The organism is Kosakonia oryzae, from assembly GCF_001658025.2.
GTDB classification, from domain to species: Bacteria; Pseudomonadota; Gammaproteobacteria; order Enterobacterales; family Enterobacteriaceae; genus Kosakonia; species Kosakonia oryzae.
The window spans coordinates 5,321,974-5,336,050 of sequence record NZ_CP014007.2 but is presented as its reverse complement, the minus strand read 5'-3'; the positions used below and the strand labels follow the sequence as shown (position 1 = coordinate 5,336,050).

15 protein-coding genes are annotated in these 14,077 nt (G+C 56.8%); 4 read left to right on the top strand and 11 right to left on the bottom strand.

The features are described 5' to 3' along the window. The first annotated feature begins 46 nt into the window (after positions 1-46). Together fdhD and AWR26_RS25295 are read left to right on the top strand one after the other, a co-directional pair. Positions 47-886 (top strand): formate dehydrogenase accessory sulfurtransferase FdhD, encoded by an 840-nt coding sequence (gene fdhD, locus AWR26_RS25300; RefSeq protein WP_074922613.1) that lies wholly within the window; start codon positions 47-49, stop codon positions 884-886. Positions 887-1,000: 114 nt separating this feature from the next. Beyond that, positions 1,001-1,213 (top strand): YdgH/BhsA/McbA-like domain containing protein, encoded by a 213-nt coding sequence (locus AWR26_RS25295; protein ID WP_007369320.1) that lies wholly within the window; start codon positions 1,001-1,003, stop codon positions 1,211-1,213. 41 nt (positions 1,214-1,254) lie between these two features. Here the strand turns inward: AWR26_RS25295 and AWR26_RS25290 are convergent, their stop codons facing one another. Together AWR26_RS25290 and AWR26_RS25285 are read right to left on the bottom strand one after the other, a co-directional pair. Beyond that, positions 1,255-1,578 (bottom strand): AzlD domain-containing protein, encoded by a 324-nt coding sequence (locus tag AWR26_RS25290; RefSeq protein ID WP_074922615.1) that lies wholly within the window; start codon positions 1,576-1,578, stop codon positions 1,255-1,257. Beyond that, positions 1,578-2,240, bottom strand: a complete 663-nt coding sequence (locus AWR26_RS25285) for an AzlC family ABC transporter permease (RefSeq protein ID WP_007369318.1) — start codon at positions 2,238-2,240, stop codon at positions 1,578-1,580. The genes AWR26_RS25290 and AWR26_RS25285 overlap by 1 nt, the downstream gene beginning before the upstream one ends. Positions 2,241-2,343: 103 nt before the next feature. Here AWR26_RS25285 and AWR26_RS25280 point away from each other — a divergent pair, with 103 nt between their 5' ends. Continuing rightward, a complete protein-coding gene (locus AWR26_RS25280) occupies positions 2,344-2,892 on the top strand; it encodes a helix-turn-helix domain-containing protein (RefSeq protein ID WP_074922617.1) in 549 nt (182 codons plus the stop codon). Between the two features lie 39 nt (positions 2,893-2,931). On the opposite strand, the gene rhaM is transcribed toward AWR26_RS25280, so the two are convergent. The 9 genes from rhaM to rhaB form a co-directional block, all read right to left on the bottom strand. Further along, the gene (gene rhaM / locus AWR26_RS25275) at positions 2,932-3,246 is read right to left on the bottom strand and encodes an L-rhamnose mutarotase (protein WP_074922619.1); all 315 of its coding nucleotides are present in this window, start codon (positions 3,244-3,246) and stop codon (positions 2,932-2,934) included. Continuing rightward, on the bottom strand, positions 3,243-4,391 hold the full coding sequence (fucO, locus tag AWR26_RS25270) for a lactaldehyde reductase (RefSeq protein WP_043955952.1): 1,149 nt from the start codon (positions 4,389-4,391) through the stop codon (positions 3,243-3,245). The genes rhaM and fucO overlap by 4 nt, the downstream gene beginning before the upstream one ends. Positions 4,392-4,525: 134 nt before the next feature. Beyond that, entirely contained in the window at positions 4,526-5,530 is a 1,005-nt protein-coding gene (locus AWR26_RS25265; RefSeq protein WP_074922626.1) for an ABC transporter permease, read from the bottom strand. Continuing rightward, a complete protein-coding gene (locus AWR26_RS25260) occupies positions 5,527-6,531 on the bottom strand; it encodes an ABC transporter permease (RefSeq protein ID WP_074922627.1) in 1,005 nt (334 codons plus the stop codon). The genes AWR26_RS25265 and AWR26_RS25260 overlap by 4 nt, the downstream gene beginning before the upstream one ends. Continuing rightward, positions 6,531-8,042: a sugar ABC transporter ATP-binding protein gene (locus AWR26_RS25255; protein WP_074922629.1), complete on the bottom strand. Its 1,512-nt coding sequence runs from the start codon at positions 8,040-8,042 to the stop codon at positions 6,531-6,533. The genes AWR26_RS25260 and AWR26_RS25255 overlap by 1 nt, the downstream gene beginning before the upstream one ends. 51 nt (positions 8,043-8,093) lie before the next feature. Further along, a complete protein-coding gene (rhaS, locus tag AWR26_RS25250) occupies positions 8,094-9,080 on the bottom strand; it encodes a rhamnose ABC transporter substrate-binding protein (protein WP_043955948.1) in 987 nt (328 codons plus the stop codon). 124 nt (positions 9,081-9,204) lie between these two features. Beyond that, positions 9,205-10,035, bottom strand: coding sequence for a rhamnulose-1-phosphate aldolase (rhaD, locus tag AWR26_RS25245; RefSeq protein ID WP_074922630.1), 831 nt, complete (start codon positions 10,033-10,035; stop codon positions 9,205-9,207). 148 nt (positions 10,036-10,183) lie between these two features. After that, positions 10,184-11,443 (bottom strand): L-rhamnose isomerase, encoded by a 1,260-nt coding sequence (rhaA, locus tag AWR26_RS25240; RefSeq protein ID WP_074922632.1) that lies wholly within the window; start codon positions 11,441-11,443, stop codon positions 10,184-10,186. Continuing rightward, positions 11,440-12,909 carry a rhamnulokinase gene (rhaB, locus tag AWR26_RS25235; RefSeq protein ID WP_074922634.1) on the bottom strand — a complete coding sequence of 490 codons (1,470 nt, stop codon included), beginning with the start codon at positions 12,907-12,909 and terminating at the stop codon, positions 11,440-11,442. Before rhaB ends, rhaA begins: the two co-directional genes overlap by 4 nt. 299 nt (positions 12,910-13,208) lie before the next feature. Between rhaB and rhaS (AWR26_RS25230) the strand changes: the two genes are divergently transcribed. Then, on the top strand, positions 13,209-14,045 hold the full coding sequence (rhaS, locus tag AWR26_RS25230) for an HTH-type transcriptional activator RhaS (protein ID WP_043955944.1): 837 nt from the start codon (positions 13,209-13,211) through the stop codon (positions 14,043-14,045). Positions 14,046-14,077: the final 32 nt, after the last annotated feature.

Sequence of the window (14,077 nt, the reverse complement as noted above, 5' to 3'; positions counted from 1 at the left end):
GAATACCATATAGTTGGTACGCTTGTTTGATAACGGTTAAGACAAAGTGAACGATTTGCACCCTAAAAAGCACGAAAATGCAACATCAATCACAGGAGCCCGTGAGGTTTCCCTGTGGAAACGCACCGATTTACAGCAGACACAGCCGGATATGCTGGCGGAAGAAGTTCCTGTCGCGCTGGTCTACAACGGGATTTCCCATGTGGTGATGATGGCCTCGCCAAAAGATCTCGAATGGTTTGCGATTGGCTTTTCGTTATCCGAAGGGATTATCGAAAACCCGGCGGAAATTTACGGCATGGATGTGGTGCCTTCCTGTAACGGCCTCGAAGTGCAAATCGAACTCTCCAGCCGCCGTTTTATGGGGCTAAAAGAGCGGCGGCGCGCGCTGGCCGGGCGAACCGGCTGCGGCGTGTGCGGCGTGGAGCAGCTCAACGATATCGGCAAGCCGATAGCACCGCTGCCGTTCACACAGCGCTTTGATTTGGCGTTACTGGATAACGGGCTGGCGCATTTAACCGATTTTCAGCCTGTCGGGCAGTTAACCGGTTGTACGCATGCGGCGGCGTGGATGTTGCCATCCGGCGAACTGGCGGGCGGCCATGAAGATGTAGGGCGTCATGTCGCGCTGGATAAGCTGCTTGGTCATCGCGCGCGCGAAGGTGAAACGTGGAAACACGGTGCGGTGCTGGTGTCCAGCCGCGCCAGCTATGAAATGGTGCAAAAATCGGCGATGTGCGGCGTTGAAATTCTGTTTGCGGTATCGGCGGCGACAACGCTGGCTGTGGAAGTGGCGGAACGCTGCAACCTGACGCTGGTTGGTTTTTGTAAGCCGGGCAGAGCGACGATCTATACTCATCCGCAGCGTTTAATTGTTAATCAATAATTTTGACAAATGAGAACAAATCCTTCCGCTTTTTGTTGTGAGTGAACAGGTCTAGTATTTATTTCATCGAGGCACGGTGCCTCACTCCAACAAATTAATGAAAGGGTTTATATCATGAAAAGCATCAAAACTTTTGTCGCTGTTATCGCTCTGTCTGCTTCTTTCGGTTCTTTCGCTGCTCAGTCTGTAAGCGTAACTGACACCACTCTCAGCGGTGCAGAAGCACAAATCGCCGCTCAGGCTCAGCAGGCAGGCGCTTCTTCTTACCACATTACCGAAGCTTACAACGGCAACCAGGTTCATATGACTGCCGAGCTGACCAAATAAATTGCACTACTGTCGAAAGAGCGCCTGCGGGCGCTTTTTTTTTAATGCATACCCGCCAGGCGCAACAGCGCCGTCACCACAGCCGCCGAGATGATCACCACAATGAGCGGCATCTTTCGCCAGGCCAGGAAAAGGGCAAACAGCACGCCCAGCACACGTGCCATTCCGGCAAAATGATCCCCTTCGTAGAGCATGGCCGCCAGCGCGACCGCGAACAACAGCGTCGTTGCCGCATCGGAAAGTAGTGCCTGTGAGTGCTCTGAGAGCGCCAGCCTGCTGCCGAGTTTTGCGCCGCCGAAGCGCATCAAATACGTGCCAACGGAAAGAACCGCGATGCCGCCGATAATTAAGGAAACGCTGACCATTATTTCTTCCTCGTCAGTAAACCCAGTAAAGAGAGCAGCACCGGTAAGCCAACCGGAGCGAAGGGAACGGTTGCCAGCGATAACAGAGCGCCGCTGGAAGCGCGGATAAGCGTGGTGCGTTTTTTCAGCGCCGGTAACACCAGCGCCAGCAGGATCGCCGGGAATACTGCGTCGAGCCCGATGGTTTCCGGCGCGGGTAACAGTGTGCCAACTGCCGCGCCGACCAGTACACCCGCAGGCCACAGCAGCGCGACGCCCAATCCGCACAACCAGTAAGCAGCTTTACGCTGTTCCGGCGTGGGTTGCGACAAACCGAACACCACGCTTTCGTCATTCATAATGTGGCAGCCGAGAAATCCCGCCGCGCGCTGACCGACCAGTTCACGCACCGTGACGCCAAAAGGTATATGGCGGGCATTAACCAGCAATCCGGCAATGGCGGCGGCCAACGGATTACCGCCGCTGGCGACAATCCCGATAAACATAAACTCGCTGGCGCCCGCCAGTACCAGCGTGGAGAGCGCAAGCGGCACCCACAGTGGAAAGCCGTAAGCCATCGCCAGCGATCCGTAGGAGACGCCGACGACGCCGACCGCCAGGCAAACAAGGAATATTGCTTTGATGGTATCGCCTTTTAGCGATGCGAAGTGTTGTGTAAACATCTCATTTTAGCCATATCGAACGTTTATCCATTATAATGAACACATCAGGATCGTTTTTCAATAAGAACGATTCGTTCGTTTAAATGAACGTTTGGGGTCGGGTATGACACAACCAATTAGCATCATAGCCAAAAGTCTGGTGCGCGAGCGTCAGCGAACCGGGCTTTCGCTGGCTGAAATTGCCCGCCGTGCCGGGATCGCCAAATCCACGCTGTCACAACTGGAAGCCGGGAATGGCAATCCCAGCCTGGAAACATTGTGGGCGCTGTGCGTGGCGCTGGATATTCCCTTTGCCCGCCTGCTGGAACCACAAAGCCCGAAAACACAGGTAATTCGCCGCGGCGAAGGCACCAAAGTGATTGCTGAACAGGCGAACTATCAGGCGATTTTACTGGCTGCCTGCCCGCCAGGTGCACGACGCGATATCTACCTGCTGCTGACGCAACCGGGCGCCGATCGTATTTCACATCCTCATCCGCAGGGTTCTGTCGAGCATATTATTGTGACGCAGGGGCGTGCGCTGGTGGGGTTAACGGAAGCGCCGGAAGAGTTAGGGGAAGGGGATTACATCTGCTATCCGGCGGATCAGGAACATATTTTTAAAGCGTTGGAACCGGATACGCAGGCGATTTTAGTGGCGGAACAGAATTAATCTTGCCATCCCCTTCGTTTATGAAGGGGATGGATCACGTCAGGCCAGGTAAAACACTTCTTTCAGCTCCGCGCTGACCGGGCTGTTATCCGGGTTGGCGGGCATCACGTCGCGCATATATTTCCACCAGCGCTGGCAAACTTCGGTGCGGGCGACCGCGTTCCAGCGCTCTTCAGACTCAATTTCCACCGTGGCAAACAGCAGGTTACGCGCTTTATCGAGATAAATGGCGTAATGGTGCGCGCCACCCTCTTTCAGCGCCGCTTCCAGCTCCGGCCAGATGGGATTATGGCGACGTTCATACTCTTCATGGGCCTCAGGATTGACCTGCATCACAAAGGCTTTACGGATCATAACGCCTCCAGATACAGCTCGCGGACTTCATCGCGGCTGGCGGTTCGCGGGTTGCACGGCGCGCACGGATCGGCCAGCGCTTTGTCCAGCCAGCCTTCGATATCCGCTTTGGTCACGCCCAGTTTGCTGAAACCGGAAGGAATGCCCACGCGCGTACTGAGCGCGCGAATGGCGTTGATCGCCTCCATACTGGCGGCTTCATCGCTCATCCCTTTGGTATCGACGCCCATTGCCTGCGCAACGCGGGCGAAACGGGTAACAGCATTCGGGCGATTAAAGTTTTCGATGATCGGCAGCAGGATGGCATTGCATACGCCGTGCGGCAGGTTGTGCGTTGCGCCCGGTTGATGCGCCAGCGCATGCACCAGGCCAAGACCGGCGCTGTTAAACGCCATCCCGGCAAGATACTGGCCATAAGCCATCTGCTCACGCGCTTCGAGGTTATGCCCGTCATCCACCGCTTTCGGCAGCCACAGATTGATCAGGCGAATCGCTTCCAGCGCGTTGGCGTCGGTTAACGGATGCGCGCCGACAGAAACATAGGCTTCTACCGCGTGCGTCAGCGCATCCATGCCGGTGGCGGCTGTTACCGATGCGGGGATTTCCAGCATCACGCTGGCATCATCAACGGCGATATCCGGGATAATGTTGGGGTCGATAATCACCTCTTTGACCTGTCGCGCTGAGTCGATGATCACGGCATTACTGGTCATTTCCGCTGCGGTTCCGGCTGTGGTATTGATCGCCACCAGCGGCACGCCGGGGTTTTTCACTTTGCCGACGCCAGAATACGCAGTGGACGGCCCCGGGTTGGCGGTAAGGATTTTCACCGCTTTGGCGGTGTCGATCGGGCTGCCGCCGCCGAAGGCAATGATGTAATCACAGGCGGCATTCTGGTATGCGGCATACCCTTTTTGCACCAGTTCTTCCGTCGGGTTCGGGAACACGTCATCAAACAGGTGATACGCCATGTTATGCGCTTTCAGCGCAGCAAACAGACTGTCCAGCAGGCCCAGTTTTACCAGTTGCCCATCGGTGACAATCAGCGCTTTACCCCACTGTTTGTTCGCCACCAGATTGACCATATCGCCGATTGCGCCTGCGCCATGCAGGCTGATTTTAGGTAGGGCTAACATAAAGCTCATCGTGACTCTCCTTAATTTGCTGTGATTTTTCCGGCGGCAATACTCCATGTCGCCGGGGGAATTCTTTTGTCCGCTGGCGCTGCATTTATCTGCGGCGCGGTTTTGTCAGCCGCCATCCGGCAATCAACGCCGGTTTACATACGCCTGCGCTGCATCACGCGGCGGGTAATGATCGGCAGCGAAATCACCACAATCAGCATCGCGCCGACAATAATCGACATCACAATGCCCGGTACGTTGAGCAGGCTCAGGCCGAAGGTCACCAGCCCCATCAGGAAGGCAGCAATGATGACGCCGACCATGCTGCCGGAGCCGCCGAGAATATTGACGCCGCCTAATACCGCCATCGTCACCACGGAAAGCTCCCAGCCGAGCGCCAGCGTCGGACGCGTACTGCCAAGGCGTGATGTCAGCAGTACCGACGCCAGCCCCGCCATCAATCCGACCAGGGCAAAGAGGATCAGGTTGTGACGCTTCACATTGATGCCGGAATACCACGCACCGGTCGGGTTGTTGCCTATCGCGTAGGTGCGGCGGCCAAAGTTGGTTTTGTGGAGCAGGAACGCAAACACAGCGGCCAGCACGATAAACAGGGCAAACTCAAACGACAGTGCGCCCCAGACATAGCCCTGGCCAAACCACGCGAAGCTCTCCGGCCAGCGGTTCAGTGCCTGATCGCCAAGCAGGATGTAAGTGATGCCGCGATAGAGACTCATGGTGCCGATGGTGATCACAATCGATGACAGGTTGAATCGGGTGACGAGAATGCCGTTGAACAATCCGCACAGCAGCCCGACGCCAAGGCCCACTGCGACCAGCAGCGGCGTATCCATTCCTGCCTGCGCGCAAAACCCCATTACCGTGGAGCTAAGCGCCATGTTGGCGGCGACAGATAAATCGATCTCGCGGGCGATGATCAGCATCGCCATCGGCAGGACGATGATCGCTTTTTCGGTAAAGTTGAATGTCGCGTCAGAGAGGTTCCAGATATTGAGGAAGTAGGGTGACGCGATGGCATTCGCCACAAATACCGCCAGGGTCACGGCCAGCAAAAAACCTTCCCAACACAGCAGACGCTGGAGGAAATTTGTGGTGGCTGGCGCGTTTTTCACGGCATCGGAAGTCAATATTTTGCTCATGATTTCACCGCCTGTTTTTGTCGAGCCAGCGCCGCATCGCGCAGGATTAAGCGGCCTTTACGCTTGTTGGCGCGTTCATTCAGCAGAACCGCAATGACAATCACCGTGCCGGAGATCGCCATCTGCCAGAAGGGAGAAATACCGATGACCGGCAGCGCGTTATTAATCACACCGAGAAACAGCGCACCGAACAGACAGCCGAGCACGCGCCCGGTGCCACCCATGGTGCTGATGCCACCAATCACACAGGCTGCCACCACCTGCAGCTCAAAACCGTTAGCCACATCGACATACGCCACGGCAAAGCGCGAGATCCACAAATAGCCGCAAAAGCCCGCCAGCGCGCCGGAGAGGCAGAAGCTGACAAACTGCATCTTCCCGGCGTTAATTCCGGTGTAATATGCCGCCGTCGCGTTGCCGCCTGCGGTATAGAGCGCCCGCCCGGTACGGCTGTAACGCAGGAAATACCCCACCAGCAGTAGTCCCGCGATAGCGCACCAGCTCAGCACCGGTAAACCCAGCACCGACGCGCGCGGCAGGCCGAGAAAATCGGCGCCCATCTGGTTGGAGTTCACCCAGCCGCCGCCGGAAAGTAAGAAGATAATGCCGCGGTAGATGCTCATGGTGCCGAGCGTCACCACAATCGCCGGAATACCCAGTTTCCATACCAGCAGGCCATTGATCATGCCCATCAGCAGACCGAGCAGCGTGGCCAGCAGCAGCAACGACCAGACCGGAACATCCGGGTGATGGAAGTTGATCAGCGCGACAATCATCCCGGTCAGCGCGAGGTTTGCCGCCATCGACAGATCGATGCCTTTGGTCAGCAGCACCATCATCTGCCCGAGCGCAAGAATGATCAGAATGGCGGTATCGTTGAACATCTCCACCAGATTGCCGGGGCTGATAAACGACGGCACGCGGCTGCCGATACTCAGCACCAGCAGCACAATCACACCGCCGAGCAGCGCTTCGCGGTGTTTAAGCAGTTGTTGCCACATTATGCTGCCTCCTTCCCGGCGCCGCTGGCCGCGCTGACAATGGTTTCCGCCGTGGCTTCACCGGCCTTGTATTCGGCTACCATCAGCCCTTCGTGCATCACAATCAGCCGATCGGCCATGCCCATCACTTCCGGTAGTTCGGAGGAGACCATAATCACCGCCAGCCCGTGCGCCACCAGTTCCGACATAAACTGGTGCACCGCCGCTTTTGAACCGATATCGATCCCTTTGGTCGGTTCGTCGAGGATGATCACCTCCGGCTGGGTGGCGAGCCATTTACCGATCACCACTTTTTGTTGATTGCCGCCAGAGAGCGTCTCTACTGCCTGTCTCCAGCTAAAGGCTTTCACCTGCAAACGGCGCGCGTACTCATCGGCCAGCGCCCACTCTTTCGCCTCATTCAGCACGCCGTTGCGGTTCAGCTTGCTGAGCTGCGGCAGGCTGATGTTCTGGGCAATCGACAGCTCGATAATCGCCCCCTGCTTTTGCCGCTCTTCCGGCACGCAGACAATACCGGCCTGAATGGCATCCGCTGGCTGGCGGAACTGCACGGATTTGCCGTTGAGGATGATCTCGCCGGATGAGGGGCGTGAAACGCCGGAAAGCGCCTGCATCAGTTCGGTGCGCCCGGCGCCAACCAGGCCGTAAAAGCCGAGGATCTCGCCTTTTCGCAGGGAAAAGTTGATATGGGCAAACTCGGTGGGATGACACAGATCGCGCACTTCCAGCACCGTTTCACCCGGTTCGCAGGCCACTTTCGGCCAGCTCTGATTGAGGGTGCGGCCAACCATCATCGCCACCATGCGCTCTTCGGTGATCGCCTTTATCGCGCCGGAATCAACATAAACGCCGTCGCGCAAAATGGTGTAGTGATCGGCCAGTTCAAAGATTTCATCGAACTTGTGCGAGATAAACAGGATCGCTTTGCCTTCCTGTTTCAGGCGTTCGACGATTTGGTAAAACTCCAGGATCTCATGCTGCGAAAGCGCGGCCGTGGGTTCGTCCAGAATCACCACCTGCGCGTCAAAAGAGAGCGCGCGGGCAATCGCCACCATATGGCGCTGGGCGATGCTCAGGGTTTTCAGCGTGGCGCGCGGATCGATTTGCACTTCCAGCCGGGCAAGAATATCCCGCGCCTGCTGGTGCATGGCAGGCCAGTCGAGTTTTTTCAGCAGCCCTTTATACAGATACTGGCCGACAAAAATGTTCTCGGTCACTGACAGTTCATCAAACAGAACCGTCTCCTGATGAATAGCGGTGATCCCCACTTTATGGGCGGATTCCGGCGTCGGCAGCGCAATAGGGATCGCTTTATAGAGAATTTCACCTTCGTCCGGTTGATAAATGCCGGTCATCACTTTGACCAGCGTCGATTTTCCTGCGCCGTTTTCACCGATCAAGGCGGTGACTTTGCCGGGCCAGAGATCAAGCTGCACATTCTCAAGAGCACGCACACCGGGGAAAACCTTGGTGATGCCCTTAAGCGACAGCAGAGGGGTGGATGCCGTCATGATCGTTCTCCAGTTTTTGCCCTTTCCCGCCGGGAAAGGGCAGGTAAGTGTTCAGAAAATCTTCGAGAACTTATCAATGTTGCTGGCATCGTAGACAAACGGCTCCGCCATCGCGCCGCTGCCGTCAGCATCGAGCTTCACTTTGCCCAGTTTGCCCATGCTGGCTTCCTCTTTGGTCGCCGTGCCTTTCACTAAATCATCCGCCAGATATGTGGCGGCATAACCGAGATCGATCGGGTTCCAGATGGCGAAACTTTTGCTGGCGCCGGATTTAATCGCACCTGCCATTTCAGACGGCAGGCCGAGACCGGTGACATACACTTTGCCGATCTTGCCCTGGTCTTTTACCGCCTGCGCCGCGGCGACAATGCCGACTGACGACGGCGATACGATCACTTTCAGATCGGGGTACGACTTCAGCAAACCGACCGCTTCGCGGTAACTTTTATCCGATAAGTCATCGCCATAGGCGACGGTCACCAGATTGACGGACGGGTATTTCGGCAGCACTTTTTTCATCTCCGCAATCCAGATGTTCTGGTTAGTGGAGGTCGGTGTGGCGCTGAGGATGGCAACGTCGCCTTTATCCACATTCAGCGCTTTCAGCGCATCGGCGGCGAGTTTGACGTTGGTTTCGCCGATCAGCGCATTATTGGAAGGATTCAGGTGGATCTGGCGGCCCGCTTTCGCCACGCCGGAATCCCATGAAACCACTTTGATGCCGCGCTGCATCGCTTTTTTCAGCACCGGCACCACGGCGTCCGGATCGTTGGCTGAAATGGCGATCGCATCCACCCCCTGGGCGATCAAGCCATTCAGCACTTCGATCTGCGCTTCGGCCGTGGTGGTGGTCGGGCCGGTATAGATCACTTTGACATCGCCTAACTCTTTGGCCGCCTCCTGCGCGCCGGTATTTGCTGCTTCAAAAAAGCCATTGCCTAAAGATTTCGCCACGAGGGCGATTTTTACTTCAGCGACAGCGGAACCGGACAACGCCATGAGGGCCACGGTGAGGATCAAGCTAGCTTTTGTTTTCATTGCTTTTACTCCACGAGTTAGATTCCCGTCGTCTTTCGCGTTGCAGCGCACCGCGAAATCCTCAGGGAAGAGTTGTTTTGCAGGTGACAGAGTTCGCCCCGTCTTTGTGCGGGGCGCGATGTTGTTATTTGTACAAATCCAGCGCCGATTGCAGCGGGGTGACGCCAAAGCGTTTGCCCAGCGCAATCAGTTGTTGCTGACTAATGGTTTGCTTCATTCCGCCCATGGAATAGATTTTCACCAGCACCTCCGCCGACTTCTCGGCGGTGTCAATCAGGCCAAAGGTTTCGTCGAGCGTCGGGCCGCTGCCGAAAACGCCGTGGAATGGCCACAGCACCAGCGAATGTTTCTGCATTTCTTCAGCGGTCGCCTGGCCGATTTCATCGGTGCCGGGCACCATCCACGGCAGAATGCCAACGCCATCCGGGAACACCACCAGACATTCGGTGCTGCCTTCCCACAGTTTGCGGGTCATCAGATCGGACGTGTTTTCCAGCACATAAGTGAGTGCTATCAGGTTGGTGGCGTGGCAGTGCATGATCACGCGATCTTTTCCGCCGGTGACCTGTATGCGCTGGCAGTGCGACAGGAAGTGAGCGGGCAGTTCCGAGGTCGGTACCGCTTCAGACGTCAATCCCCACAGAATGTGGTAGCCCGCGCCATCGCTGTCCACTTTCACCACGCCTAAGTTCGCCGCCGGATCGAGCTGCACGTTGCGGAAGAATTTGCCGGAGCCGGTGACAATAAACGGCGTGTTCGCCAGCAGCGGCATCGGCTGGCTGAGCGCGATATAGCGCGGTTTCTGGTGGAAGTCGGCTTCATACGGCGCGATATCCGTATCATCCAGGCGCAGCGTCAGGTTGCCGCCGTTACGTTCGTCCCAGCCCTTCAGCCAGGCATCGGAGGTGGCTTTGATCATCCCCTGGACGAACCAGGAATTAATAATGGTCTGCATAGTCTTTCTGTCCTGTTTAGTGCCCGACATCTCTCGGGTCTCACGTAGGCCGGATAAGCTGCGATGGCCTCGCCATCCGGCATTTTTTCTTAATAACGTTGCTTGCCGGATGGCGCTGCGCTTATCCGGCCCGCACCCTGGCTTCCGGTTAACGACGTGTACTCAAAATCTCTTTTTCATATGCCCGCACGCTGTCCAGCCACTGGCTGCTGGCTGGCGTGTCATGGCGCTGGCAATACATCTCCCATACGGCCTGCCACGGCAGGGATTTCTGCTCTTCCAGCAGCGCCAGGCGGGCGGTGTAGTCGCCGTCGGCTTCCAGTTTGCGCAGCGTTTCAACCGGCTCCAGCAACGCGCGCAGCAGGGCTTTTTTCATATTGCGGGTACCGATGACCCACGCGGCAATGCGGTTGATCGAGGCGTCGAAGAAGTCGAGACCGATGTGCACACGGTCAAACAGCTGGTGGCGCACGATCTCGCTGGCGATGGCCTGGGTTTCGTCATCCAGCAGCACCACGTGATCGCTGTCCCAGCGCACCGGGCGGCTGACGTGCAGCAGCAGGCGCGGCACATAAAGCATGGCGGCGGAGATTTTGTCGGAGATCACCTCTGTCGGGTGGAAGTGACCGGCATCGAGGCACAGCGCGGTCTGGCGGCTGGTGGCATAGCCCATGTAAAACTCGTTGGAGCCAACGGTGTAGCTCTCTGCGCCAATCCCGAACAGCTTGCTTTCGACGGCGTCGATATGGTGCGCCGGGTTGAGTTTTTCGCTGAGCGCTTCGTCCAGCGCATTGAGCAGGCGCTGGCGCGGTGCCAGGCGGTCAACGGTGACATCTTTCATGCCGTCCGGGATCCAGATATTCATTACCGACGGTGTGCCGAGTTGTTCGCCGAACCAGGCCGATACGCGACGGCTGGCTTTGACGTGATCAATCCAGAACTGGCGGATCTCATCGTTAGCGTGGGAGAGGGTAAAACCGTCTGCGCTCAGCGGGTGCGAGAAGCAGGAAGGGTTAAAATCCAGCCCCAGTTTGTTCGTTTTCGCCCACTGCACCCAATTCGTGAAGTGTTCCGGTTTGATCTCATCGCGGCCAACCGGGCCGTCGGCTTCGAGGTAAATGGCGTGCAGGTTAAGGCGTTTCGGGCCGGGGATCAGGCTCAGCGCCTGCTCCAGATCGGCGCGCAGTTCGCTGGCGTTGCGCGCTTTGCCTGGGTAGTTGCCGGTGGCCTGGATACCGCCCGTCAGGCTGCCTTGCGGGTTTTCAAAACCGGCTACGTCATCGCCCTGCCAGCAGTGCATGGAAACCGGCAGGCGATCGAGCTGGCGCAGCGCCTCCTCGACATCAATCCCCACAGCGGCGAAGCGCTGTTTGGCAATTTCCCAGGCGTGTTCAAGTTGAGTGGTCATGCGCAAAGCTCCTTTGTCTGTCGTTTTTGCTGAAAGCGCGCGACGTAACGGGCGATTTCATGGTCAGGATTAGGGGTAAAAGTGATCAGGTTGTGGTTGCTCGCCACCACCTGACGGAAATCATCGACGTTGCTCAGTTCATCCAGCGTCATAAGCTGAATGCCGATGTTGCCGAGCGTGGAGGCTTCCACCGGACCGGCCACCACCGGCAGCCCGCAGGCGTCGGCGCAGAGCTGATTCAGTAACTGGTTCTGGCAACCGCCACCGACGATATGCAGGCGGTTGAAGGGTTTACCGCGCAGAAAGGCCAGTTCGGCAAGGATGTCGGCATACAGCAGGGCAAGGCTGTCGAAGATGCAGCGCGCCAGTTCGGCAGCGTTTTGCGGCACAGGCTGACCCGCTTCCCGGCAGGTGGCCTGAAGTTCGGCGCTCATGTTCTGCGGGTTGATAAAACGATCGTCATTCGGGTTGATAACAAAGCGGCAGGGCGCAAGCTGTTCGGTGGCGGCAATCAGCGCGGGCAGATCGCTGACCTGCTGTTCTTTAAGCACCCGTTGCAGCAGCCACAACCCCATAATGTTTTTCAGCACGCGGTAGCGCCCTTCCGCGCCGCCTTCGTTGGTGATATTCGCCGCCAGCGCGTCATCGCTGGTGTAAGGGGTTTTGCTCTCAAAGCCCATTAATGACCAGGTGCCGGAGGACAAATAAGCTGCGTCTTTATCCGCCAGCGGCGAGGCGATTACCGCGCTGGCGGTATCGTGGCTGGCGACGGCGACCACCGGAATCGCGTTGCCCTGCGGGCAGATCCAGTGACCAATCACATTGCCGGGATGTGTGGCCGTGCCAAACCAACTGGCCGGAACGCCCGCCCACGCCAGCAACGAATCGTCCCAGTTATCGGTGTTGATATTGACCAGTTGCGTGGTAGTGGCATTGGTGTATTCCCAGTTCAATTGGCCGGTCAGACGGTAGCTAAAGTAATCGGGGATCAGCAGCGCATGCGCGACCTGGTCAAGCAGCTCCGGCTGTTGTTCCGTCAGCGCACGTAACTGATACAGCGTGTTGAAGGGTAAAAACTGGATGCCGCTGCGGCGATAGATATCGGCTTTGCCGGGATTCTGCAGCGCACGCTGCATTACGCCATCGGTGCGATCGTCGCGGTAAGCAATCGGCAGACCGACGCGCTGGCCTTCGCGGTTAATCAGAATGTAATCGACGCCCCAGGTATCGATGCCGATGCTGTCGGGCTGAATGCCTTCTTCGCAAACCTTCAGCAGGCCGCAGCGAATTTCGTTTTCCAGGCTGTCGATATCCCAGCAATCAAAGCCGTCCACTTTTTGCAGACAGTTACTAAAACGGTGGATTTCGCGAAGCGAAAGGATGCGCTGCTGGCTGTCATAACGCGCCAGCATGACACGTCCGCTTGAGGCGCCTAAATCAACTGCGACACAGTGGCGAAAAGTCATGATTGGGTCCTTCTTAGAGTCATTGCAGACAGTCTAAAAAAGAGGGGTAAGGCGTACCTTCTTGCTACTGACAGCCGCCAATTGCCGCTGGCAAGGAAGCAAAGGTGAACGTGAGAAAGTTCACAGTTTCCAGTAATGGCGGGGATTTAAGCCATTGTGACCGTTGCCACATTTCCTGATCTTTCCGGTCGTTTCTTGAAAAAACGGCAGGCTATGCGCGAAAAGCTGTCGAAAATTTAAGGTGAGGTTGATAACCCTTAATTACTATTTTGAGAAAGTTTCTCATTAGTGGGGCAATCATGACCGTACTTCATAGCGTGGATTTTTTCCCGGCAGGTCAATCACCTGTTGCCATTGAACCCCGGCTTCCCCAGGCGGCTTTCCCTGAACATCATCATGATTTTCATGAAATTGTGATCGTTGAACACGGCACCGGGATCCACGTTTTTAATGGTCAGCCTTTCACTATCAGCGGCGGCACCGTCTGTTTTGTCCGCGACCATGATCGGCACTTATATGAGCATACCGATAACCTGTGCCTGACCAATGTGTTGTACCGTTCACCGGAGGCTTTCCAGTTCCTTGCCGGTTTGCACCAGCTACTGCCGCAGGAGCAGGATGGTCACTACCCATCGCACTGGCGGGTGAGCCAGCAGACGCTGGCGCAGGTACGGGAGATTATCGGGCAGATGGAAAAACTGGATCCCGAAATGGATACCCACGGTATTGCGAACCGCGAGATCCTGTTTATGCAACTGCTGGTGATGCTGCGTAAAGGGAGCCAGCAGGAGGGTGCCGTCAGCAGCGATGCCCGCCTCAATCAACTGATGTTATGGCTGGAAGATCATTTCGCCGAGGATGTCTGTTGGGAAACGCTGGCCGACCAGTTCACGCTCTCTTTGCGCACACTGCATCGCCAGTTGAAGCATTCTACGGGCCTGACGCCGCAGCGTTATCTCAACCGGTTAAGGCTGACCAAAGCGCGGCATATGTTGCGTCACAGCGACGAGAGCGTTACCGATATCGCTTTCCGTTGCGGGTTTGGCGACAGCAATCACTTCTCCACCCTGTTTCGCCGGGAATTCAACTGGTCGCCCCGCGATATCCGCCAGGGGCGCGATACGCAGCTTCAGTAACGCGAAGGCTGTCACCGATTTGTCGCCGAAGA